The sequence below is a fragment of the Kribbella sp. NPDC048837 genome (assembly GCF_055586945.1).
Window position 1 is genome coordinate 175,643 of the sequence record NZ_JBVJHF010000010.1, and the last position, 22,249, is coordinate 197,891.

General features: G+C 68.7%; 27 protein-coding genes. 9 read left to right on the forward strand and 18 right to left on the reverse strand.

All coding sequences use genetic code 11. The annotated features are described in order from the left end of the window. Nucleotides 1-93: 93 nt before the first annotated feature. The 4 genes from ACZ6O0_RS38035 to ACZ6O0_RS38050 form a co-directional block, all read right to left on the reverse strand. On the reverse strand, nt 94-597 hold the full coding sequence (locus ACZ6O0_RS38035; RefSeq protein WP_465769922.1) for a hypothetical protein: 504 nt from the start codon (nt 595-597) through the stop codon (nt 94-96). 81 nt (nt 598-678) lie between these two features. Continuing rightward, nucleotides 679-1,278 (reverse strand): lytic polysaccharide monooxygenase auxiliary activity family 9 protein, encoded by a 600-nt coding sequence (locus ACZ6O0_RS38040; RefSeq protein WP_465769923.1) that lies wholly within the window; start codon nt 1,276-1,278, stop codon nt 679-681. 122 nt (nt 1,279-1,400) lie between these two features. Then, nucleotides 1,401-3,518 carry a 4-alpha-glucanotransferase gene (gene malQ / locus ACZ6O0_RS38045; RefSeq protein WP_465769924.1) on the reverse strand — a complete coding sequence of 706 codons (2,118 nt, stop codon included), beginning with the start codon at nt 3,516-3,518 and terminating at the stop codon, nt 1,401-1,403. A gap of 50 nt (nt 3,519-3,568) precedes the next feature. Beyond that, on the reverse strand, nt 3,569-4,570 hold the full coding sequence (locus ACZ6O0_RS38050; protein WP_465769925.1) for a hypothetical protein: 1,002 nt from the start codon (nt 4,568-4,570) through the stop codon (nt 3,569-3,571). A gap of 128 nt (nt 4,571-4,698) precedes the next feature. Here ACZ6O0_RS38050 and ACZ6O0_RS38055 point away from each other — a divergent pair, with 128 nt between their 5' ends. After that, on the forward strand, nt 4,699-5,391 hold the full coding sequence (locus ACZ6O0_RS38055) for a mechanosensitive ion channel family protein (protein ID WP_465769926.1): 693 nt from the start codon (nt 4,699-4,701) through the stop codon (nt 5,389-5,391). Here the strand turns inward: ACZ6O0_RS38055 and ACZ6O0_RS38060 are convergent. From ACZ6O0_RS38060 to ACZ6O0_RS38080, 5 genes are all read right to left on the reverse strand, one after another. Beyond that, on the reverse strand, nt 5,339-6,040 hold the full coding sequence (locus tag ACZ6O0_RS38060) for a GNAT family N-acetyltransferase (RefSeq protein ID WP_465769927.1): 702 nt from the start codon (nt 6,038-6,040) through the stop codon (nt 5,339-5,341). The two genes, ACZ6O0_RS38055 and ACZ6O0_RS38060, sit on opposite strands and share 53 nt — an antisense overlap. An 85-nt stretch (nt 6,041-6,125) precedes the next feature. Continuing rightward, a complete protein-coding gene (locus ACZ6O0_RS38065; protein WP_465769928.1) occupies nt 6,126-6,554 on the reverse strand; it encodes an OsmC family protein in 429 nt (142 codons plus the stop codon). Between the two features lie 28 nt (nt 6,555-6,582). Further along, entirely contained in the window at nt 6,583-7,002 is a 420-nt protein-coding gene (locus tag ACZ6O0_RS38070; RefSeq protein ID WP_465769929.1) for a globin, read from the reverse strand. A gap of 180 nt (nt 7,003-7,182) precedes the next feature. Further along, complete coding sequence (locus tag ACZ6O0_RS38075; RefSeq protein ID WP_465769930.1) at nt 7,183-7,602, reverse strand: acyl-CoA thioesterase; 420 nt, start codon at nt 7,600-7,602, stop codon at nt 7,183-7,185. Further along, a complete protein-coding gene (locus ACZ6O0_RS38080; RefSeq protein ID WP_465769931.1) occupies nt 7,599-8,024 on the reverse strand; it encodes an acyl-CoA thioesterase in 426 nt (141 codons plus the stop codon). Before ACZ6O0_RS38080 ends, ACZ6O0_RS38075 begins: the two co-directional genes overlap by 4 nt. Before the next feature lie 89 nt (nt 8,025-8,113). Between ACZ6O0_RS38080 and ACZ6O0_RS38085 the strand changes: the two genes are divergently transcribed. Both ACZ6O0_RS38085 and ACZ6O0_RS38090 read left to right on the forward strand, forming a co-directional pair. Then, the gene (locus tag ACZ6O0_RS38085) at nt 8,114-8,866 is read left to right on the forward strand and encodes an SDR family oxidoreductase (protein ID WP_465769932.1); all 753 of its coding nucleotides are present in this window, start codon (nt 8,114-8,116) and stop codon (nt 8,864-8,866) included. 11 nt (nt 8,867-8,877) lie between these two features. Next, complete coding sequence (locus ACZ6O0_RS38090; RefSeq protein WP_465769933.1) at nt 8,878-9,333, forward strand: MaoC family dehydratase; 456 nt, start codon at nt 8,878-8,880, stop codon at nt 9,331-9,333. On the opposite strand, the gene ACZ6O0_RS38095 is transcribed toward ACZ6O0_RS38090, so the two are convergent. From ACZ6O0_RS38095 to ACZ6O0_RS38105, 3 genes are all read right to left on the reverse strand, one after another. Next, entirely contained in the window at nt 9,330-10,214 is an 885-nt protein-coding gene (locus ACZ6O0_RS38095; RefSeq protein WP_465769934.1) for a GNAT family N-acetyltransferase, read from the reverse strand. The genes ACZ6O0_RS38090 and ACZ6O0_RS38095 overlap by 4 nt on opposite strands. Before the next feature lie 92 nt (nt 10,215-10,306). Next, on the reverse strand, nt 10,307-11,113 hold the full coding sequence (locus ACZ6O0_RS38100) for a retropepsin-like aspartic protease (RefSeq protein WP_465769935.1): 807 nt from the start codon (nt 11,111-11,113) through the stop codon (nt 10,307-10,309). Then, nucleotides 11,110-12,012 (reverse strand): GNAT family N-acetyltransferase, encoded by a 903-nt coding sequence (locus ACZ6O0_RS38105; protein ID WP_465769936.1) that lies wholly within the window; start codon nt 12,010-12,012, stop codon nt 11,110-11,112. The genes ACZ6O0_RS38100 and ACZ6O0_RS38105 overlap by 4 nt, the downstream gene beginning before the upstream one ends. Nucleotides 12,013-12,256: 244 nt before the next feature. Between ACZ6O0_RS38105 and ACZ6O0_RS38110 the strand changes: the two genes are divergently transcribed. Further along, complete coding sequence (locus tag ACZ6O0_RS38110; protein WP_465769937.1) at nt 12,257-12,787, forward strand: hypothetical protein; 531 nt, start codon at nt 12,257-12,259, stop codon at nt 12,785-12,787. Here the strand turns inward: ACZ6O0_RS38110 and ACZ6O0_RS38115 are convergent. After that, nucleotides 12,778-13,749: a helix-turn-helix transcriptional regulator gene (locus ACZ6O0_RS38115; RefSeq protein ID WP_465769938.1), complete on the reverse strand. Its 972-nt coding sequence runs from the start codon at nt 13,747-13,749 to the stop codon at nt 12,778-12,780. The two genes, ACZ6O0_RS38110 and ACZ6O0_RS38115, sit on opposite strands and share 10 nt — an antisense overlap. A gap of 54 nt (nt 13,750-13,803) precedes the next feature. On the opposite strand from ACZ6O0_RS38115, the gene ACZ6O0_RS38120 reads away from it, so the two are divergent. Continuing rightward, a complete protein-coding gene (locus ACZ6O0_RS38120) occupies nt 13,804-14,376 on the forward strand; it encodes a TIGR03086 family metal-binding protein (protein WP_465769939.1) in 573 nt (190 codons plus the stop codon). Here ACZ6O0_RS38120 and ACZ6O0_RS38125 read toward each other — a convergent pair. From ACZ6O0_RS38125 to ACZ6O0_RS38135, 3 genes are read right to left on the reverse strand one after another with little or no spacing between them, the layout of a single operon-like run. Further along, nucleotides 14,373-15,125: an SDR family oxidoreductase gene (locus ACZ6O0_RS38125; protein WP_465769940.1), complete on the reverse strand. Its 753-nt coding sequence runs from the start codon at nt 15,123-15,125 to the stop codon at nt 14,373-14,375. The genes ACZ6O0_RS38120 and ACZ6O0_RS38125 overlap by 4 nt on opposite strands. Further along, the gene (locus tag ACZ6O0_RS38130; protein WP_465769941.1) at nt 15,125-16,345 is read right to left on the reverse strand and encodes an acetyl-CoA C-acetyltransferase; all 1,221 of its coding nucleotides are present in this window, start codon (nt 16,343-16,345) and stop codon (nt 15,125-15,127) included. The genes ACZ6O0_RS38125 and ACZ6O0_RS38130 overlap by 1 nt, the downstream gene beginning before the upstream one ends. Before the next feature lie 12 nt (nt 16,346-16,357). Continuing rightward, on the reverse strand, nt 16,358-17,503 hold the full coding sequence (locus tag ACZ6O0_RS38135; RefSeq protein WP_465769942.1) for an acyl-CoA dehydrogenase family protein: 1,146 nt from the start codon (nt 17,501-17,503) through the stop codon (nt 16,358-16,360). 73 nt (nt 17,504-17,576) lie between these two features. Between ACZ6O0_RS38135 and ACZ6O0_RS38140 the strand changes: the two genes are divergently transcribed. After that, nucleotides 17,577-18,176 carry a TetR/AcrR family transcriptional regulator gene (locus tag ACZ6O0_RS38140; protein ID WP_465769943.1) on the forward strand — a complete coding sequence of 200 codons (600 nt, stop codon included), beginning with the start codon at nt 17,577-17,579 and terminating at the stop codon, nt 18,174-18,176. Between the two features lie 43 nt (nt 18,177-18,219). Here ACZ6O0_RS38140 and ACZ6O0_RS38145 read toward each other — a convergent pair whose 3' ends face one another. Further along, nucleotides 18,220-18,792: a YceI family protein gene (locus ACZ6O0_RS38145; RefSeq protein WP_465769944.1), complete on the reverse strand. Its 573-nt coding sequence runs from the start codon at nt 18,790-18,792 to the stop codon at nt 18,220-18,222. 145 nt (nt 18,793-18,937) lie between these two features. Here ACZ6O0_RS38145 and ACZ6O0_RS38150 point away from each other — a divergent pair, with 145 nt between their 5' ends. Further along, on the forward strand, nt 18,938-19,396 hold the full coding sequence (locus tag ACZ6O0_RS38150; RefSeq protein WP_465770097.1) for a MarR family winged helix-turn-helix transcriptional regulator: 459 nt from the start codon (nt 18,938-18,940) through the stop codon (nt 19,394-19,396). Nucleotide 19,397: 1 nt separating this feature from the next. On the opposite strand, the gene ACZ6O0_RS38155 is transcribed toward ACZ6O0_RS38150, so the two are convergent. Further along, on the reverse strand, nt 19,398-20,765 hold the full coding sequence (locus ACZ6O0_RS38155; RefSeq protein ID WP_465769945.1) for an FAD-dependent oxidoreductase: 1,368 nt from the start codon (nt 20,763-20,765) through the stop codon (nt 19,398-19,400). Nucleotides 20,766-20,858: 93 nt separating this feature from the next. Between ACZ6O0_RS38155 and ACZ6O0_RS38160 the strand changes: the two genes are divergently transcribed. After that, nucleotides 20,859-21,305, forward strand: a complete 447-nt coding sequence (locus ACZ6O0_RS38160) for a MarR family winged helix-turn-helix transcriptional regulator (RefSeq protein ID WP_465769946.1) — start codon at nt 20,859-20,861, stop codon at nt 21,303-21,305. A gap of 41 nt (nt 21,306-21,346) precedes the next feature. After that, complete coding sequence (locus ACZ6O0_RS38165; protein WP_465769947.1) at nt 21,347-22,216, forward strand: aminoglycoside phosphotransferase family protein; 870 nt, start codon at nt 21,347-21,349, stop codon at nt 22,214-22,216. The last annotated feature ends 33 nt before the right edge of the window (nt 22,217-22,249 follow it).

Here is a 22,249-nt window from a genome sequence, read left to right on the forward strand (position 1 = left end):
CCTCGCCTACAACCCGCGCGGAGCGTGGGTGGTGTTAGCAGCCGCCGCAGTTGCCTCTCTTACGAACCCGCGCGGAGCGCGGCTGCTGTTGGGTTAGCAGCCGCCGCAGTTGTAGTAGGTGATGTCCCAGTGGTTGCCTTCGTTGGCGTAGATGTTGCCGGCGCCGGAGCGCCACTGCTGGGCGCCGTCGCCGCGGTCGGCGATGCGGGTGAAGGTGTTGCGGATGTAGTTGGACACGCAGGTATAGACCGAGATGTCGACCTTGTACCCGTTCCGGTGGCTGTAGGTGCCGCTGGCGTGACCGGTCTCGGTCCCGCCGGTGATGTTCACCGCGCACCCACTCGCCTGCTTCAGCGTGCGTACGCCGTACACGGTCGAGTCGTTGATGTTCGTGAACGACGTACAGGTCGGGTTGTTCCAGTCGGAGCAGTTGCCGCTGGACGACCAGGTGATGCCGGCGGCTCTGAAGATCGCGGTCGCCTGGGAGTGCGTCAGTTTGGTCAGCGCGGAGGCCTGCTCGACCATCACCACACCGGGCAGCAGCCCGGCGAGGACGGCGACCACGGGGACGATGACACGGCGGAGTACGGACTTCATGGGGACACTCCTTGAAATACGGGGCGGTTATTTCAAGGAGTGCACTTCCCGCGAAAGTTATTGGCGAAACCTCCGGTTGAATCAGAAATTGACATCCGAACACTGGTAGAAGGCGTTCGCCGTGTCGTTGATCGTCCAGACCGCGAGGATCATGTGCCGCCCGGTCCGCCCGCTCGGCAGCGTGCCGGGGTGGGAGACGTCGTTCGGCGGCCGGCCACCGTTCATCGTCACGGTCAGGAACGGGTTGAGGTCGAGCGCCGCCCGGGTCAGCGGAGCGTTCGGATTCCAGCCCTGCTTGGTCAGGTAGTACTTGAAGTCGGTCGTCGAGTGCGGCGCGGTCAGATGCCAGGTGAACGTGTAGCTGGCGCCGGCGCTCAACTGCGTCGCCGGCCACGCTCCCGACCGCTGATCGTCCAGCTCATGGAACTGGGACAACCCCGCCGAGCAGAGCAGTCCGTCCGCCGGACCCGAAGCCGGAAAGCCCTTCGGTCCTTCGACACTCTGCGGTTCCCACTGAATCTGGCCGCAGTTCTGCACCGCTCCGCTCTGGCAGAGCTTGGCGCGACTGATCGGCGAATTCGTATATCCGTGCCCGTAGGCCAGCGGGACGGACGTGCTGATCGTCAGCGCGAGCGCGCCGACGGCGATTCCGGCCAGGCTGAGCTTGCGTTTGCGCAGCATGGGACAACTCCTTCAACTGTTGGGGCGGTGAGACAGCGAAGGAAGGCGCCTTCTTGGTGACAAATAGAAAACAACCGTTCAAATCTATTGTCAACGGTTCGTGAGCGACCGTGTACAGAAAGCTAGATGTTGAGAGCCCCGATCAAACGCCGCAGGCGCTGGTTGTTCGGCAGGTCCTCGATCAGCACCGGCTGCCCGTCCGGCCCGCCGAGCGGGATCCGCCAGTTCGGGTACTCGTCCGTGGTCCCCGGCTGGTTCTGCGTACGACGCTCCCCCACGGCATCCGTCAGTGCGACGCCGACCAGCTTCGCCGGCGTGTGAGCGACGTACTGATGCAGTGCCTCGACGATGCGTTCCACGTCGCCGTCCGTGTCGCGGAGCAGGTGCCGCTCGCGGAGTGCGTTCAGCCAGGAGTCCCGCTCGGCCTCGTCCACCGCGAGCTCCTCGGCGACCGGCCTGGTCAGCAGACCGAGCTGATTGCGCAGCTCGACGTGGTCACCGGCGAGGTAGCCCGCGGTCGGCGGCAGGTCGTGCGTGGTGACGGTGGCCAGGCAGAGCTCCCGCCAGCGCTCCGGGGCCAGTGGCTTGCCGTTCGCGTCCCGCTCGAACCACAGCACCGACGTACCCAGGATGCCGCGCTCGTTGAGGTAGTCCCGCACCCATGGCTCGACCGTGCCGAGGTCCTCACCAACCACGGTCACCCCGGCCCGCATGGCCTCGAGAACGAGGATCCCGACGAGCGCTTCGTGGTCATAGCGAACGTACGTGCCCTCGGTCGGCCGCTCCGGCGACGTGACCCACCAGAGCCGGAACATGCCGAGAATGTGGTCGATCCGCAGTCCACCACCGTGGCGCATCACGGCCCGCACCAGATCCCGCCAAGCGGCATATCCGGTCTCGGCCAGCGCGTTCGGCCGCCACGGTGGCTGTGACCAGTCCTGACCCTGCTGGTTGAACGCATCCGGCGGCGCACCGACGTGGATGCCAGGCGCCAGCACGTTCTGCAGCGCCCACGCGTCCGCACCGTCCGGATGCACCCCGACGGCCAGATCGTGGACGACGCCAAGCGACATGCCGGCCGCCTTCGCCCGGGCCTGCGTGCGGGCCAGCTGTTCGTCCATCTGCCACTGCAGCCAGCAGTGGAACTCGACCGCGTCCGGATTCTCGTTGCGGAAGGCAACAACCGCGGGGGACATCGGGTCCCGCAGTTCCTCGGGCCACTTGCTCCACTCCGGCCCGTGCACGTCGGAGATCGCGGCCCAGGTGGCGAAGTCGATCAGCCCCTGGCTCTCCCGGTCGCAGTAGGCGCCGTACTCCGCGATCCGGCCGATGGACGGCCGGACGCCGAACAGCAGCTGCAGCGCCTCGCGCTTGGCGGCCCAGACGGTGTCCCGGTCCAGTGCGGTCCAGTCCTCGCTCAGTGCCCGCGCCTGCAGGCTGAGCGCCCGGACGCGGTCCCGCTCCGCCGGCGCGAGGTCGCCGTACTCGTCGATGTCCTCGATGCGGAGGTAGATGGGGTTGCTGAAGCGCCGCGAGGCCGGGAGGTACGGCGAGGGCTCCATCCGGCCTGCCGTCTCCGCGGCGTGCAGTGGGTTCACCAGGACGAACCCGGCGCCAAGATCATGAGCCGACCAGGCGGCCAGGTCGGCGAGGTCGTGGAGGTCACCGATCCCCCAGGACCGGCGGGAGCGGACCGAGTACAGCTGCAGGACCCAGCCCCAGGTGCGGTGCAGCTTCTCCGGCTCCAGCTTCCGCGGTGTCACGATCAGCGTCCTGACCGAGATCTCCGGACTGCCGCCGATCCGCGCGCACAGCCGGTGGTACCCGAGCGGCAGGTCACCCGGCAACTGGAACGTCGCCTCGCCGATCTGCACGCCGTCGACCCACTCCGGCTCGACCAGGTGGTCCTGCTGCGGGATGTCACGCCGCTGACCGCCGTCCTCGAGATCCACCCACACCTCGGCCGAGGACCCGTGCGGCAGGTGTACGGCGAACCAGGGCGTCCAGCCCTCCCGCATCACCACAGTGGCGGGCAACGTACGACGCCAGCGGGCCTGCTGGTGCTCCGCCAGCGCATCGGCGGCCTTGTCCGGTGTGGACGCGTCCACACCGAGCGCCGCGAGTACTGCGGCGACCACCTCGCTGGAGACGATCACATGCTCGCCCTGCCAGTTCCAGTACTCCGTCGCCACGCCATGGGCAACCGCTAGCTCGACAAGGGCCGGAGTAGGAGCAGTCACCTCAGCGAGTCTGCCGTATCAAGGCCTCAGCCGGGTAACGCACCGCCGTGTCAGAGATTCGAGCGCCGCCGGCTCAGCATCAACACAGCGAGCAGAAGGACGCCACTGGCGACCACCAGCCCGACGGCCACACCGGCCATGTTGTCGGTGAGCTGGTAGAGCGCGGTCGGCCAGATGACCAGCAGGATGGCGCACCCGACCACGGCGTACGCCGAGTGCCGCCGGCGACCGTACGCGACCAGGAGAGCGGCCGGACCGGCCGTGCCGACGGCCAGCGCCATGATCTCCCCGCGCTCCTGGACCAGCCAGCAGATGGACGAGCTGAACATCGCCGCACCGGCCAGTGACCAGGCGGTCACCTGGTCCCGGACCAGACCGAGCATCGCCAGCACGAACGCGACCAGGATGAACCCGGTCCCCGCGATCCCCGCGCTGTTGGCCGCCGACCCGGTGTCCGGAGTGAGGACGTCGGCCGTGATCACCAACACACCCACGGCCAGGATCCCGAATGTTGCCACTAGCAACGAAGAACCCGCCAGCAACCACACCCCGACCGCGGCCAGTGCGAGCGCGACCGCCACTCCGGCGACCCGTCCGGTCTCCCCCTCGATGGCGACGTACGTGGCGAAGCCGGCCACACAGCAGCCCAGCGAGGCCAACGCCGAGCTGAGCTGCTCACGGCGCCCCAGCAGCGCGAGGAAGGCCGCCGCACCGAGCAGGACGATCGCGGCGCTGGAACCGGTGCTGACCCGCGCGGCACGGCCCATTTCGCCCCAGTTCGCGAGCGTGAGCAGCGCGACCGCGCCGAGCAGCAGCGCGCCGCCGATGTACCCGAGCACCTCGATGAGGGCGTTCGTGTGCACCGCTGCCGGTGGTGTCCGCGGCTTGGCCGGCGGCTCGGCAGGTGGGGGCTGCGGCCCGGGTCGTCCCGGGTCGGCCAGCGCCGCCTCGATCTCCGCGTCGGCGGCGTGCCGGATCGAGTCGGCCTGGTACTGGCGCAGCACGCCCGCGCTCACGAGCCTGGACAGCTCGTCATCCAGCCGGCTGGGCATGCGATCGTCTCCCTTGCCTTCCTTCACTATCATCGGGCGGCGAGATGCCTAATTTGATCAGCTACCTTACGTCCACAGTCAGTCACCCCCTGCTTTCACTGCCAGACACGTTCCCGACCTTCTTCCGGATGGGCAACGACGGCAAGCTGGAGGTGACCGACCAGATCATCGTGGTCCCGGCCCGGATCGCCGGGCTGATCATCGGTTTCCTGGTGCTGCGCTGGGTCCTGCACAAGGTGATCCGCAAGTTCGCCCGCCGGACCGGGAACGGCGCCGTCGCCGGCGTGCTGTCCAAGTCCAAGATCGGTCAGGGGTTCGTCGAGAGCACCCTGGCCAGCGAGCGCCGGACGCAGCGGGCCGAGACGATCGCGTCGCTGCTGTGCAGCACGGTGACGATCGTGCTCACCGCACTCCTGGTGGTGATGGTGCTGGCCGAGCTCGGCTTCAACATCGTGCCGGTGATCGCGTCGGCGAGCATCATCGGCGTGGTGCTCGGGTTCGGCGCGCAGACGCTGGTGAAGGACTTCCTGGCCGGCGTGTTCATGATCTTCGAGGACCAGTACGGCGTCGGCGACCTGATCGACATGGAGAAGGCGACCGGTGTCGTGGTGGCCGTCGGCCTGCGGATCACGACGTTGCGCGGCGAGGACGGCACGACGTGGTACGTGCGCAACGGCGAGGTGCTCCGGGTCGGCAACCTGACCACCCGCGACCCGGACAGCAACGCGTCGTCGGGTGTCGGCAGCGCCACCGAGAAGGCCGAGGAGGTCAAGGACGACGAAAGTGCGGCGACCGGAACGCCGCACGAAACCCAAGCTTGAGATAGAGCCGTTCGGCGTCCGAGCCCTCCAGCACCTGCAAGGTCAGCCGTCCACCCGCCGCATCCCGCCGGGCCTGGGCGAGCAACGTCGACGCCAGCCCGCGGCCGCGGTACGCCGGCTTCGTGGCGACGGCGTACACCCCGAAGAGGGGACCGGTCCGCAACACCAGAGTCACCGACGCCGGATCCCCGTCGACCCGGAGCAGGTACAGCGACTGATCCGGCGACCGGTAGTTCTTCACCGCCATCTCCACGAACATCCGCCGCCACCATTCGTAGTCCGGCTCGTCCTCGTCCAGGAACGCCGCCGCCTGCACCTCGGCGAAGGCGGCCGCGTCCTCGTCCGTGCTGATCGCGGCCACCGGCTCACCGTCGACCGCCTCGACCGGCGCCTCCATGTGCACCAGCACCTCAGCCGGTTCGAACCCGGCCGCGGTCAGCCGCTCCTCCCACCCGGCCCCGCTCCACGGCACCAGCCGGACGGTCGTGGTCCGGGGCGGGAGCCCGGCCGACGGGCCGAGCGGGATCCACGCCGAGAACTCCGCCGACTGCCCGACCACCTCGATCCCGGCGGCAGAGCGCCGTACCTCGCCGCGATGGGCGGCCAGGAAGGCGAGGTGGTTGTCGAGCAGGGCGGCATCGTCGGACATGTGAGCAGTCTGGCCGACCGCACCGACAGGAACGACAGCGTCCGGCGAACCCCGGAGGGCTCGCCGGACGCGGACTGTGCGGCGATCAGGCGGTGAAGGTGACGTCCAGGGTGATCGGGACGGCGGACAGCGCCTGGGAGACCGGGCAGTTCTTCTTCGCGCCCTCGGCGAACTCGGCGAACTCGTCCGCGGTCAGACCCGGGACCTTGCCGTTCACCGAGATCTTGATGCCGGTGATGCCCTCACCCGGCTGGAAGTCCACGTCGGCCTGGGTGTCGATCGACTCCGGCGGGTTGCCCGCACCGGCCAGCGCGTGCGACAGCGCCATCGAGAAGCAGGTCGAGTGCGCGGCGGCGATCAGCTCCTCCGGGCTGGTCTTGCCGTTCGCGTCGTTCGCCCGGGAGGCCCAGGTGACGTCGTAGGTGCCGACGCCGGACGACTCCAGAGCGACCTTGCCGGCGCCCTCCAGGAGCGAACCTTCCCAGTGGGCCTTGGCGGTACGCGTGGTTGCCATGCTCGTGTTGTCTCCTTCGAAGAGGGATTCAGCGGCCGGACACGTCGATCGCGCCCGGGTACTGCGGTTCGTCGGTGTTCACCATGCTGTGCGCCGCCATCACCAGGTAGGTCCAGAGCTGCTCGTCCTGCTCCGGTGTCAGGCCCAGCTCGTCGACGGCGGCGCGCATGTGGCCGAGCCAGCGGTCCCGGGCGCTCGGGGTGACGGCGAACGGGGCGTGCCGCATCCGCAGCCGGGGGTGCCCGCGCTGCTCGGAGTACGTGCGGGGGCCGCCCCAGTACTGCTCCAGGAACATCCGGAAGCGCACCTCGGCCGGACCGAGGTCCTTCTCCGGGTACATCGCCCGCAGTTCGGGGTCGGCGGCGACACCGCGATAGAACGCCGCCACCAACCGGTGGAAGGTCTCCGCCCCACCGATGGCGTCGTAGAAGCTCTGCTGCTCACTCATGTCGGTCCTAGGGTATGTCGCCCACTCCCCTGCCGTAGCGAGCAGGTGCTCGGCGGAGTGCCTCGGTGTGCTGGAGGGGAGGGTTCGATGCGGAGCATCGTGCCCTCTCCTCCAGTGCAGTGAGGTGCCCGCCGAGTGCCGCGCAGTAGGCAGGGGAGTGGGCGACATACCCTCGGTCTCTCAAGCCGACGCAACGTGCTTGACCAGGGCTGCCCTTTCGGACTCCGACAGTGGGCGCTTGGCGTGGGTCGCCGCGTCCACGGTGACGATGACGGACTGCGCCTTGGCATACACGTCCTCGGCCTCCCCGCCGCGGTCGACGATCCGCGAGCCGAGCGTGTACGACGTCGTACCGACGACCTCCACCCACACGTCGACGTCGTACGGCGGGTGCCTGAGCAGGATCGGCCGCAGGTAGTCCACGGTCTGGCTGACCAGGACACACGGGTGATCGGCGAACAGGTCGCCGGCCGTCCCGAGCACCTCGGACAGGAACGCGATCCGGGCTTCCTGGAGGTAGTCGAAGTACCGGACGTTGTTCACGTGGTCGTAGGAGTCGATGTCCGACCAGCGGACCAGGACCGGGTGGGTGAAACTCATGCGCCCACCAGCTTCGACAACGCCTCGCGCTCGACCGGACTGATCCGGCGGAGGCGGTTGGCCCCGAAGTCGAACGGCACCAGCCGGGTCCGCGCCTCGACGTAAGTCGTCCGCTCCGGCTCGGCGTCGAGGATCTCGTAGTCCACGGTGAACGAGGCGGCCTTGATCTCGCTGATCCACAGCTCGATCCGGACCGGCTCCGGGCGGAAGTGCAGCGGCGCCCGGTACTGCACCTCGTGCCGCGCTACCAGCAGGCCGGTCTCCAGGTCGTCGGCGCCGAGCTCCTTGGCGGTCCGGAACAGGAAGTCGACCCGGGCGTCCTGGAGGTAGTCGACGTACCGGCCGTTGTTCACATGGCCGAGCGCATCCTGGTCGCCCCACCGCAACGGGCAGTAATAGACGTGGCGGTTGTGATGATCCACACGGCGATCATCGCATCCTGGGTACTTCCGGCGTGACGGAGCGTGGGTAATGTCATCCCCGGCAGCAGCCACGGACCGAAGGAGCAGGGATGAGCGAGCGGGTGGCGATCGTGACCGGGGCGGCCCGGGGAATCGGCGCGGCCGTCGCGCAGCGGCTCGCGGCGGACGGGAACGCGGTTGCCGTCCTCGACCTCGACGAGGGCGCCTGCGCCGGCACCGTGAAGGCGATCACCGAGGCCGGTGGCAAGGCGATCGCGGTCGGCTGCGACGTCAGCAAGTCCGACCAGGTCGCCGCGGCGGTCGAGCGGGTCGTCGCCGAGCTGGGCGCGCCGACGATCCTGGTGAACAACGCCGGCGTGCTGCGCGACAACCTGCTCTTCAAGATGTCCGACGACGACTGGGACACGGTCATGTCGGTGCACCTGCGCGGCAGCTTCCTGATGTCCCGCGCCTGCCAGGCGCACATGGTCGATGCCGGCTACGGCCGGATGGTGTTCCTGTCGTCGACCTCGGCGCTGGGCAACCGCGGCCAGGCGAACTACGCCTCCGCCAAGGCCGGACTGCAAGGGCTCGCCAAGACGCTGGCGATCGAGCTGGGCAAGTTCGGCGTCACCGCGAACGCGATCGCCCCCGGGTTCATCGAGACCGACATGACCGCGGCCACCGCGGCCCGGGTCGGGGTCGACTTCGAGGAGTTCAAGAAGGCCACCGCGGCCACCATCCCGGTGAACCGCACCGGCAAGCCGGAGGACATCGCCGCCGCCGCGTCGTTCTTCTGCAGCGAAGAGGCCGGCTTCGTCTCCGGCCAGGTCCTGTACGTCGCCGGCGGACCCCGGAACTGAGGGAGCAGAGCATGGCGCAGTCGTTCACCGGTGTCGACGAGGTCGTGCACGCGGTCGGCACCCACCTGGGCGAGACCGAGTGGCTGGAGATCACCCAGGAGCAGGTGAACACCTTCGCCGACGCGACCGGGGACCACCAGTGGATCCACGTCGACGTAGAGCGCGCCCGCAAGGGCCCGTACGGCGGAACGATCGCGCACGGCTACCTCACGCTGAGCCTGATCGCCCGCTTCGGTGACGAACTGTTCTCGGTCAGCGGCGTCACCGCCAAGCTCAACTACGGCGTCAACAAGGTCCGCTTCCCGGCTCCCGTCCCGGTCGGCACCCGGGTCCGCGCCGGCGCGTCGATCGCCAACGCCGTCGAGACCCCGGCCGGCACCCAGATCTCCCTCAACTGGGTGATCGAGCTCGAGAACTCCACCAAACCCGCCTGCGTCGCGGAGACCGTCGTACTGCTGGTGCCTTAGAGCGGGCAGATCAGGACCGCGTGGGTGGTGACGCGGTCGTAGCCGAGCCACTCGTTCACGGCGAGCATCGGAGTGTTGCCGTCGTAGTTGGCCGTGTAGGCCGCGCGGACGCCGGCCTCGGCCGCGCGGTGCAGGGCGTCGGCCTTGACCAGCTTGGCGAGCCCGCGACCGCGGTAGTCCGGCATGGTCGCGGTCATCCTCGACCAGATCTTGGTGTCGTCACCGTGGCTGCGCGTGAAGGCGATGATCCGGTCCTCGTACACCGCGGCCACGCTGACCTCGCGCACCAGGTCCGGTGAGTTCCAGATCTCGGCGAGCCAGTCGTCGTACGGCCGGGCGGAGATCTTCGCGTCGCCCGGCTTGGTGCGCTGGGCGACGTCGTCGGCAGCGTGCAGCTGGCGCGGATCGACCTCAGTCAGCGGCAGCAGCTCCACACCGGACGGGATCCCGGGCAGGTCCGGCGCCTTGCTCGGGTCGACGCCCGCGTAGTGCACCTGCCGGGTCTGCCGGTAGCCGAACCGCGCCGCCCACTCCACGGTGCTCGGGTCGGCGAACACCCGGACCGAGGTCGCACCGGCCGCGCGGAGGTCCGCATGGGTTGCCTCCAGCAACGTCGTGCCGAGGCCGCGGCCGCGGTACCCGGGCCGCACCAGCAGGCGGATCTCACCGTCGAGCGGATCGGAGCCGGCGATCAGACCGGTCGTTGCCCACCCCACCACTTCACCGCCGTCGACCGCCGCGAACGTCGCCTGACCCGGCGCGGCCGGCCGAGCCAGCCGCCGGATCAGCGCACTCCGGGTGATCACCTGGTACGGCACCAGCGCGTCGTGCATCGCCAGCGAGCTGTCGACATCCCCCGGTTCCGCTGCTCTGATCTCCATGCGATCTCCTTGCGAACTTCCTCAGCGAAGTCCTCCGGAACATAACGCGATTTCAGGTGCAGACCGGATGCGAAATCGATTACAGATCTGTCTCAGAGCCGCGGTCCGAGGATCATCCGGGCACCGGACACGTCGAAGGACAGCCGGTAGCGCTCGAGGTAGTCCGCGCCGACCAGCCCGTCGTGGATGATGCTCTGGAACTGCACCCGCGGCGCCTTCTGTGCCGTCTCCGGCGCCGCGGCCAGGTGCACGCTGCCGTCGATCGTGGCCCAGTGCCGGGTCCACTCGTATCCGGTCTCGTCCGTACCGGTTTTCGTCGTCACCTCAGGACTGCCGACATCGACCGAGCAGTCGGCGAGGAACCGGGTGTCGAGGATGAGGCTGCCCGACCCGGTGTCGACCTCGACGCAGATCTCGCGCCCACTCGGCAACACCAGCTGGGCGAAGGGATCCACCGACACCGACTCGCGCCGGACCTCGAGCGGGATCACGGGTCCGTCCACGACGACGTCCGTACGGCGCCGCACGGTGAGAGTGGACGCGTCCGGGTCGGTGGTGACCACCTGTTCCTCGAAGAACCCCGGACCCAGGATCCCCGCGAAGCCGTTCGGCCCATCGATGTCCCCGAGGTCGGCGACGCCGGCGACATGCGCGTCGACCGTGTAGTCGCCGAACGCGATCGCCGGCAGCCGGACCAGCGGCGTCCCGACGGACTGACCGGACATCCGCCGGCCGGTGAACGACTCTCCGGTCGGCCGAACGTCGGAGCGGGCCGCGAGCGCCGACGACACCACGGTGATCCCGATCCCGGTGTCGACCAGGAACCTGTACTCGTCACCACCGACCGTCACCGGCACTCGCACCAGGTGCTGGACGCGGTCGAACCCGACGGTGGTCACAGCGTGTGCAGCAGACCGAACTCGGTCTGGACGCGCTGGTAGCCCAACCAGTTGTTGATGGCAAGCATCGGGCCGTTCTCGTCGTCGTTCGACGTGTACGCGGCGGTGATCCCGGCCGCGGCGGCCCGGCGCAGCGCGACCGACTTGACCAGCTTCGCCAGCCCGCGACCCCGGTACGCCGGGATTGTGCCGGTCATGCCCGACCAGGCCCGGTCGCCGTCGGTCTCGACCGCGGTGAACGCCGCCATCTCGTCACCGGCCATCGCGGCCACGCTCAGCGACTTGTCCAGCGCCGGCCCCTGCCAGACCTCCTCGAACCACCGGTCGTAGTCGATCGAGTCCAGCGGTGAGTCACTCGGTTCGTCCAGCGAGGCGATCGAGTCGGCGGTGTACGCCTGTCGCGGATCGACCTGGTCCAGCGTCACGAGCTCGATGCCGTCCGGAGTCGCCGGCTGCTCGGGCAGCGATCCCAGCCGGACGCCGGAGAAGTGCATCTGCCGGGTCCCGTCGTACCCGAGGTTCCGGGCGAACTCGAGGCCGTCGGGGTGGACGAAGGCCCGGACCCGGACCGCACCGACCTCGGTCAGATGCTGATGCAGGCGGTCGGCGAGGGCGGTGGCGATGCCCTGCTTGCGATGACTGGGATGCACGTAGATGGACACGTAGCTCTGGCCCGGCTCGCTGGTCCAGACGTTCAGCCCGGCCGAGCCCCAGGCAACCACTTCGCCACCGGACTCCGCGACCAGCGGGAGGAACCGCTCCCCCGGCGCCTGCACCGTGATCATGTGCCGGGTGGCCGCCGCCGACATCACCTTGTACGAGTAGACCGCCCGCCGTACCGCCGCCACTCCGTCGGCGTCATCGGCCACAGCCGACCGGATCACCACCCCTGTCGTCATGCCCGGACCCTAACCACGGCCGGTGCCACACGCCACGCATTAAGACAGCAACGTGATCGCAATCGGGGTGCGCGTCTTGTGATTCTGCTGTGCACCGGACTGGCACTACAGTTAGCCGGTGCTGTCGGACTGATCGCCCCGACCACCGGAAGTGCCATCGTGCTGGGACGCGACGGGGTCACCGGTGGCGGGGCGTCCGCATTTCTCTTGACGACTCCGCACCTGTCAGGAGTAAATGGCTTTTATGCAGGTTACCGATGGCGCCTCGGCCGCACGGGTTCTGGCCGATCTCATGGTCTCCAACGGGCCGCGTCCGGAGTACGCCGAAGCCTTCCGACCGTTCGCCCCACTGATCGGCAGCTGGGACCTCGACGTCGCCTGGTACGACGACGACGGCACCGTCACCCGGCAGACCAAGGGCGAGTGGCACTTCGCCTGGGCCCTGGACGGCCGCGCGGTCGCCGACATCTGGATCACCCCGAGCCGCGCCGCGCGTGCCACCGACGGCGACGGCGAGTGGGGTCTGTCGATCCGCATCCACGATCCCGAGCTGAACGCGTTCCGCTCGACCTGGCTGGGCCCGAAGGCCGCGTTCGTCATGCCCTTCATCGCCCACGCGACCGCCGACACCATCACCCTCGCGTCCCAGACCGCCAAGACCCGCTGGCGCTTCACCGACATCACTGAGACCAGCTTCCACTGGCGCAACGAGGACGAGGCCGAGGACGGCAGCTTCATCGTCCGCCAGACCTTCGAGGCCCGGCGTCAGCCGTAGACCGCGACCGCCGCCTCGGCGAGCTCCAGCATCCGGGCCCGCAGGTCGACCGGCTCCAGCACCTCGACCTCGCCCGCGAACCCGAGCAGCACCCCACACGCGGCCTCACGGATCCTGAAGTGCAGACGCAGGTGCGGCCACTCGTCATCCGTCGGCACGTCGCGGGCGATGGATCCCTTGGCCAGCATCGGTGTGGCGATCCGGCGCACCTGCTCGAGCCGCTCCGGTCGCACCCGCACCAGCACGTCGACTCCGACCGGCATGTTCCGCTCGAGTCCTGACCGCAACCGCTCCCACTCGGCCTGTAGATCAAGGCCTTCCGGCCGATCAGCCGTCTCTTCCTGTACGTCGACCTGCTCGACGCGCGACACCCGGTACATCCGGGCCGCACCACGATGCGCCGCCACCAGGTACCAACGGCCGGCCTGCTCGACCAGTCCCCACGGATCGACGGTCCGGCGCTGGAGCCCTTCACTCGCGGACGCGTACCGCAGTCGCACCCGTCGCCGGTTCACCACCGCCTGCCGGAGTACCGGCAATGCACCGTGGTCCTCGGCCTCCGCGAACCACCGGCGCCGGTCCACGACGATCGCACCCGACAACGCATCGGCATCGTCCTGCAACGCCAGTGGCAAGGTCGACGACAACTTGCCCATCGCGGACTGCAAGGCGTCCCGCAGCCCGAGCTCCTCCGACAGCGCCGCCCGCCCCGACCACGCGAACAGCGCCTGCGCCTCCCGCGGCGTCAGCCCGCTCACATCAGCCCGATACCCGGGCAGCAGCACACAACCCCCATTGCGCCCGCGCTCGGTGTAGACGGGTACGCCGGCCGCCGACAACGCCTCCATGTCCCGCATGACCGTCCGCGTAGACACCTCCAGCCGCTCGGCCAGCTCCCGCGCGCTCAACCGCGCATGCCGCTGCAGCAACAGGATGATCTGCAACAACCGGTCCGCTCGCACAAGCTCAACAATATGCGACAGAAGATGTCTTGTTTATCCCGCGAGGCTGTCTGCATGAACAACGACTTCAACGACCCCCGCCCGATGCTCATCCGCGCCCTGGACCAGACACAGCAACTGATGGACGCCGTCGGTTCCGACGACCTCGACCTGCCGACGCCCTGCCCGGAGTACGACGTCAGCACCCTGCGCGGCCACCTGCTGTCCGTGGTGGGCCGGATCGACCTCGCACTCAACGGCGGGAACGCACTCGACATCCCGTCGATCACCACCGCCACCGACGTCATGGGCACCTGGAAGGAACGCCGGGCGCGAGTCGACGCGACCCTGGTCGACGACGCCATCCTCGGCCGGATCTGCAAGCTGCCCTGGGGCACTATCCCGGGCGCGGCCGCCATCGGCGCGTACACCGGCGAGCTCACCACCCACTCGTGGGACCTCGCCAAGGCGACCGGCCGCACCGACCTGCTGGACGACGCGCTCGCCGTCTATTGCCTGCCGTTGATGCAGCGCGCTCTCCCGGCCGAGCCGCGCGGCGGACATGTCCCGTTCGGCCCCGTCGTACGAGTCGCCGACGACGCGGCGCCGTACGACCAGCTGGCCGGCTGGCAGGGACGTCAGCCCTAGACGATCCCGCCGTTCAAGGTCAGCCCGCCGTCGATGGTGATGGTCTGGCCGGTGATCCACGACGCCTCGTCGGACAGCAGGAACCACACCAGCGAGGCGACGTCCTCCGGCCGGCCCAACCGCCGCAACGGGTACGTCGACGCGACCTTGTCCTCACGTCCTTCGTAGAGGGCTCCGGCGAACTTGGTCTTCACCACCGCCGGAGCCACGGCGTTCACCCGGATCTCCGGAGCCAGCTCGACCGCCAGCTCCTGGGTGACCCGGGACAGCATCGCCTTGGTCGCGCCGTACCAGCCGATGCCGGGCGAGGGCGCCAGGCCGGCCAGCGAGGACACGTTGACCACGGCGCCACCGTGCTCGCGCATCCATGCGTCGCGGCAGGCCTTCACCCACGCGATCGCGGCGAGCACGTTGGTGTCGACCATCTTGGTCGCGACGGCCTGGTCGACGTCGAGCAGCTTGCCATAGATCGGGTTGATCCCGGCGTTGTTCACCAGCAGATCCACCGACCCGTACGTCGCCACCGCCGCGGCCACCACCGCACCACGATGCGTCGGATCGGCGGCGTTGCCGGCCACCGCGAGCGCGTGCTGCCGGCCACCCAGGGACTCGACCGCCTGGTCGAGGGTCTCCTGGGTGCGGCCGGTGATGACCACGCGCGCGCCATCGGCCACCAGGCGCTGCGCGATCGCCAGCCCGATCCCCCGGGACGCTCCCGTGACGATCGCCGTACGGTTCTCCAGCCCCATCAGCTCAGGCGCTCGAGGACGATCGCCATGCCCTGGCCACCGCCGACACACATCGTCTCGAGACCGAACTGCTTGTCCTCGAACTGCAGGCCGTTCACCAGCGTGGTCATGATCCGCGCACCGGTCGAACCGAACGGGTGGCCGAGCGCGATCGCGCCGCCGTGCACGTTCAGCCTGTCCTCGTCGATGCCGAGCTCCCGCGCCGAGCCGATCACCTGCACGGCGAACGCCTCGTTGATCTCGACCAGGTCGATGTCGTCGATGCTCATCCCGGCCCGGGCCAGCGCCTGCTTCGACGCCTCGACCGGACCGAGTCCCATGATCTCCGGCGACAGACCGCTCACCCCGGTCGACACGATCCGGGCCAGCGGCGTCAGACCGAGCTCGCGGGCCTTGGTGTCGCTCATGATCACGACCGCCGCGGCGCCGTCGTTCAGCGGGCAGCAGTTGCCGGCCGTGACGGTCCCGTCCGGGCGGAACACCGGCTTCAGGCCACTGACACCTTCGAGCGTGGTCCCCGGCCGCGGGCCGTCGTCCTTGCTCACCACGGTCCCGTCCGGCAGCGTCACCGGGACGATCTCGCGTTCGAAGAAGCCGTTGCCGATCGCCTTCTCGGCCAGGTTCTGCGAGCGGACGCCGAACGCGTCCTGCTCCGCGCGGGTGATGCCCCGCAGCGTCGCCACGTTCTCCGCGGTCTGACCCATCGCGATGTAGATGTCCGGGACCTGGCCGTCCTCGCGCGGGTCGTGCCAGGTGTCGTTGGTCTCCGCGTACTTCTCGGTCCGCTGCACCGCGTCGGTGAAGACCGGGTTGAACGAGCTCGGGTCACCGACGCCGGCCGAGCCGAAGTTCTTGTACCGCGAGACGCACTCGACGCCGGCGCTGACGAAGATGTCGCCCTCACCGGACTTGATCGCGTGGAAGGCCATCCGCGCGGTCTGGGTCGACGACGCGCAGAACCGGTTGACCGTGGTCGCCGGCGTGTTGTCCCAGCCGAGCTGGACCGCGACCCGGCGGGCCATGTTGCCGCCGTGCTCGTCGTGCGGCTCCGCACACCCGAGCGCGAGATCCTCGATCTGGTCGCCGGTGAGCCCGATCTTTCCGACCGCCGCCTCGATCATCTGGACCGCGAGATCGTCCGGCCGGATGGTGGTCAGCGACCCCTTGTACGCACGTCCGATCGGCGAGCGGGCCGTGGACACGATGACTGCTTCAGGCACAGCGATTCCCTTCTACAGGCCCAGGTCGCGGCCGATGAGTTCCTTCATGATCTCGTTCGAGCCGGCCCAGATCTTCGTCACCCGGGCGTCCCGCCAGGCACGCGCGACCCGGTACTCGTTCATGTAGCCGTAGCCGCCGTGCAACTGGACACACGCGTCCAGGATCTCGTTCTGGACCTGGGCGCTCCACCACTTGGTCTTCGCCGCGTCGACCGCGGTCAGCCGGTCCTCGTCGTGCGCGACGATCGCGTTGTCGACGTACGCCTGGGTGACCTCGGCCTTGGTGACCAGCTCGGCGATCACGAACTTGTTGTACTGGAACGAGCCGACCGGCTGGCCGAACGCCTTGCGCTGCTTCACGTACTCGATCGTCTCGTCCAGGATCTGGGTCGCCTGCGCGATGTTCGACACCGCCGCCCCGACCCGCTCCTGCGCCAGCCGCTCCATCATGTGGATGAAGCCGCGGTCGACCTCGCCAAGGACGTTGTCGTCGCTGACGAACACATCCTCGAAGAACAACTCCGACGTCCCGGACTCGGTCTGGCCGACCTTGTCCAGCTTCCGGCCGCGGGCGAAGCCCTCCATGCCCTCCTCGACCACGAACAGCGTGATGCCCTTCGCGCCCTTGGACGGATCGGTGCGCGCCGCCACGATGACGAGGTCGGCCATGTCGCCGTTGGTGATGAAGGTCTTCGACCCGTTCATCACCCAGCCGCCGTCGACCTTCTTCGCGCTCGTCTTCAGCGCGGCCAGGTCCGAGCCGCCCGAGGGCTCGGTCATCCCGATCGCGGCGACGTACTCACCGGAGCAGAACTTCGGCAGCCAGCGCTGCTTCTGCTCCTCGGTGCCCAGATCCACCAGGTACGGCGCGGCGCAGTCGAAGTGGATGCCGAAACAGCTCGACAGCGACGCGGAGACCTTGGAGACCTCCTCGGCGAACACGGCGTTGAACCGGTAGTCGCCGACGCTCGAACCGCCGTACTCCTCCGGCACGTCGAGCCCGAGGAAGCCCTGCTTCCCGGCCTCCAGCCAGGCGGCCCGGTCGATCGTCTTCTCTTCGAGGAACTGCTCCATCCGCGGCACCAGCGAGCGGTCGGCGTACTCCTTCGCGCTGGCCCGGAAGGCGTGGTGATCCTCGTTGAAGATGACGCGCTCCATCTGGGGCCTCCCCGATTTGAGATGAATCACTAAGCGCTTGCTTAGCTTCGCGAACTTGAGGCAGGGTGTCAACGTGTCCGCAGTCACCAGTCCCCTCGTCTGGGAGCACGTCCAGCCGGCCGCCGCGCGCCGGCTGCTGACCGGCGCCGTCGACGCGTTCGCCGAGCGCGGCTTCCAGGCGACCACGACCCGCGACATCGCGTCTCGCGCGGGCATGAGTCCGGCCGCCCTGTACGTGCACTACCCGTCGAAGGAGCGCCTGCTCTTCGAGATCAGCCTGTACGGCCACAACGCGGCTCTCGACGTACTGCGCTCGGCCGACCACGGATCGACTCCGGCGGACCGGCTGCGGTCACTCGTCTCCGCGTTCACGGCCTGGCACGCCCGGCACCACACGATCGCTCGCGTCGTGCAGTACGAGCTGGCCGCGCTCACCCCGGAGCACCTCGCCGAGGTGGCGACGATCCGCCGGGCCATCTCCACGCAGATCGAGCAGGTGCTGGCCGACGGCGTACGGGACGGATCCTTCGCCGTCGCGGACCTGCCCGGCACGACTCTCGCCGTACTCTCGCTCTCCATCGACGTCGCGCGGTGGTACACGCCACACCGGGGTGACCCGGAAGCGCTGGGCAAGCTGTACGCCGACCTCGCTCACCGGATGGTCCAGGCATGACGAAGCCCCGCACCTGTGCAGGTGCGGGGCTTTGACGTGTGCGTCAGGCCTGGAGGGCGGCCTGGACGTCGAGGTGGATGTCCACCTTGTCACCGATCAGCAGCTTGCCGCCCTCGAGCGGCACGTTGAAGTCGATGCCCCAGTCCTTACGGCTGATCGAGGTGGAGGCCTCGAAGCCGATGATGGTCTGGCCGTAGGCGTTCTGCTCCACGCCGAGGAACTCGACCGCGAGCTCGACCGGCTTGGTGACGTTCTTGATAGTCAGGTCGCCGGCCAGGACGTAGTCGTCACCCTCCGGCTTGATCGCGACGCTGGTGAAGGTCATCTTCGGGCTGTTCTCGGCGTCGAAGAAGTCGCCGGAGCGCAGGTGCCCGTCACGCTGCTCGCTGCGCGTGTGGACGGACGCCAGCTCGACGGTAACGTTCGTGGTCGACTCCTCGATCGAGTCCTTGACGACGATCTCGCCGCCGAAGTCCTTGAACACCCCGCGGACCTTGGTCATCAGGTGCCGGACGGTGAAGCCGATCTCGGTGTGCGCGGTGTCGAGGGCATAGGTGCCGGCCACCAGGCCAGGGATGCTGGTGATGGGGGTCGTGCCGGTGGAAACGGTGCTCATTGCTTCCTCTCGGGAATGTGTTTCGTACTGGTCGGGGGCGACGCAGCCGGAGGGACTGGAAGTTCAACTTTCAACCTCTGACCACGACAGTAGGGATCAACGGTTTAAAAGTCAACTACATTCCCGGTACACTGTTGGCGTGACGATGACGACTGAGACCCGGTGGCTGGACGCCGAGCAGCAGGTGGCGTGGCGGGCCTACCTGCTGGGGACCGCACGCCTGATGACCAAGCTGGACGACGACCTGCGCCGCTTCGGCATCGGAATCAACGACTACGAGATCCTGGTCCGGCTCTCCGAGGCGCCCGACCGGCGGCTCCGGATGGCCGATCTGGCCGACCGGCTGCACCAGAGCCGCTCCCGGCTGACCCACACCGTCGGCCGACTCGAGGCCGCCGACCTGGTCCGGCGGACCTCCTGCACGAGCGACAAGCGGGGCGTCTGGGCCGAGCTGACCGAGGCTGGGTTCGAGCTGCTCGAGCAGGCCGCGCCGTACCACGTCGAGGGCGTTCGGGAGCACCTGGTCGACCTGGCCACCCCGGAGGACTTCGCCGCCGTGGGCCGGGTGTTCGACGCCGTGTCGGAGCACATCGGCCAGCGCTGACTCATCCCGCGGTCCGGGCCGGGGTGATCTCCAGAGCGAGCTCGTCCCGGTCCGCGCCGCGGTAGGCCATCATCGAGTCGCGCATCCGCCGCTTGACCGGTGGGAGGTGGTTGACCGTGCGCATCGCGGTCCGCATCCCGGCGAGTGCCAGCCGCCCGATCACCGGCTTGTGCACCGGATCGTCCGACGTCATCTGGGCCCGCGACTTGAGGACCGCGTCGAAGCCGTACTCGATCATCTTGGCCTCGTACTCGTGGACGGCCGGGATCAGCTCCTGCCGGCCGTCACGCACCTCGATCAGCTTGCGGCACAGGTTCACCGCGTCACGCAGAGCCGTGTTCGCGCCGACACCGCGTCCCGGCGTCATGGTGTGAATCGCGTCACCGAGCAGCGTCACGGTCGTCGTCTCCCAGGGCTCGAGCGGGACCGAGGTCCAGATGTTCACCGGGAAACAGGTGCCGGGATCGGCCAGCTCGAACAGGCGACGCAGATTCGGGTGCCAGCCCGGCGTCATCTCCAGGGCGACGTCGATGAGCTCCTGCCCGCGCAGCTCCATGATGTTGGCCGGCAGCTTGTCCTTGGTGGCCGACAGTCCCCAGTTGATGTAGTCGCGGGTGTTGTCGAACTGCAGTCCCGGCCAGCGCCGGATCAGCTCCTCGGTGTTGCCGCCGATGCCGTCCTTGACGTTGCCGTCGCGGTCCCACTGGAACTCCATCACGTGCACGATGCAGGCCAGTCCCCGCGGCGCGCTGACGATCGAGATCCCCTCGAACACCTTCGGCGGCACGAGCTTCGCGCTCTCCTCGGTGATCGGCAGCTTCCCGGCGATCGCGATGATCCCGGTCTCCTCGGTCCTCGCCCGCGGCAGGTACTGACGCCGTACCCGTGATCCCGAGCCGTCGGCGGCGACCAGGAGATCGCCGCTGGCGTGCGTACCGTCGGCGAAGTACGCCGTCACCCGGTCGCCGTGCTGCTCGAAGCGGGTGAACTCCTTGCCGAACTCGACCACGTCGTCGAGACCGGTCAGCAGCACCTGGCGGAGCGTCATCCGGCTGATCGACTTCTCGCTCTCGACCGGGTCGGTCACCTCCGGGAGCTCCATCGACAGGACCTCCTTGAGGTCCTCGGTGAGCATGTTGAAGTACTTCGGGTCGCGGGCCTTGGTCGCCACGAACGTGTCGTAGAGCTCCCGCGGCAGCAGCGCGTGCAGCGCCCGGCTGCCGTCCGGGTCGATGCCGACCCGGTAGCCGTGCAGGCCGTCCGTCCGCAGCGCGTCCCGTTCGAACACGGTCACCCCGATCCCCGCGCGCCGCAGGCCGTGCGCCAACGCCAGTCCGCCGGTCCCGCCACCGATCACCAGTACCTTCATCGTCATCTCCGTTATCTCGGCTCTTCAAGTATCTTGGCAATCCGAGTATCTTGGAGATCCGAGAGAAATACAAGCTCTATGCTGAGGCGAACCATGACCAGTTCCCGAGAAGAGCTCGCAGGCGAGATCCAGCAGCGGATGATCCGGTTCATCGCCGAGGTGGTGCTGTACAACCACGCCGTCTCCGCGAAGGTGGGGCTGGGCGCGAGCGACTCCCAGTTCATGACGCTGCTGCAGACGTACGGCCCGCTCACGCCGCGACAGCTCGCCGAGCACACCGGGCTGACGTCCGGCACGGTCACCGGCGTCATCGACCGGCTGGAGTCGCACGGCTTCGTCACCCGCGAGGCCGATCCCCGCGACCGCCGCAAGGTCGTCGTCACGCCGTCACTGGCGGCGATCCAGGACAAGCTGGTCCCGCTGTACGCCGAGCAGGGTGCGCGGATGCACGACGTCCTGGCGACGCGCAGTGTCGAGGAGCTCCGGACGATCTCGGCCTTCCTCGCGGACGCGGTCGACAACGCTGTAGCTCCCGACTAAAGGCTTTGAGTCCGGCAGACGGTTTCCGACAGGCTTGCGGCGTGACGGATACCCATCAGGACGGCCGGGCCGGCATCGACGCCGCGCTGGTACGGCGATTGATCGCACAGCAGTTCCCGCAGTGGGCCGGGCTGCGGGTCAGCCCGGTCAAGATCGACGGCTGGGACAACCGGACGTACCGGCTCGGCGACGAACTGACGGCACGACTGCCGACCCACGAGAGCTACGTGGCCGCCGTACACAAGGAACACCAGTGGCTGCCGATCCTCGCGCCGGCCTTGCCGGTCGCCATTCCCGAGGCGGTCGCGAAGGGCTCACCGGGTGAGGGGTACCCCTACCACTGGGCGATCCGCCGCTGGATCGACGGGGAAACGGCCTCTTCGTCGACTGTCGCCGACCTCGACGACTTCGCACAGTCGATCGCCGCGTTCATCCTCGCGCTGCAGAGCGTCGACGCGACGGATGGACCACTCGCGGGGGCGCACAGCTTCTACCGCGGCGCGCACCCCGAGCACTACCACGACGAGACCGTCGAGGCGCTCGCCGTACTGAAGCACCGGATCGATGCGGACCTGGCCCGCGAGGTCTGGGACGCCGCCCTCGCGACCTCGTGGGACCGGCCGCCGGTGTGGTTCCACGGCGACATCGCCTCCGGCAACCTCCTGGTCCGCGACGGCCGGCTCTCGGCGGTCATCGACTTCGGCACCTGTGGCGTGGGCGACCCGGCGTGCGATCTGGTGATCGCGTACACGTTCTTCTCCGGCGACTCTCGGGAGGCCTTCCGCGCGGCGGTCGGTCACGATCGCGGCACGTGGGCCCGCGCCCGCGGGTGGGCGCTGTGGAAGGCCCTCATCACCACGGACCTTCCGGTCGTCGAGCGCGTGCTCGCCGACCACCAGACCCACGGCTGAGGGCCTCGCCGTCAGCCCCGAACGACAGCCAGG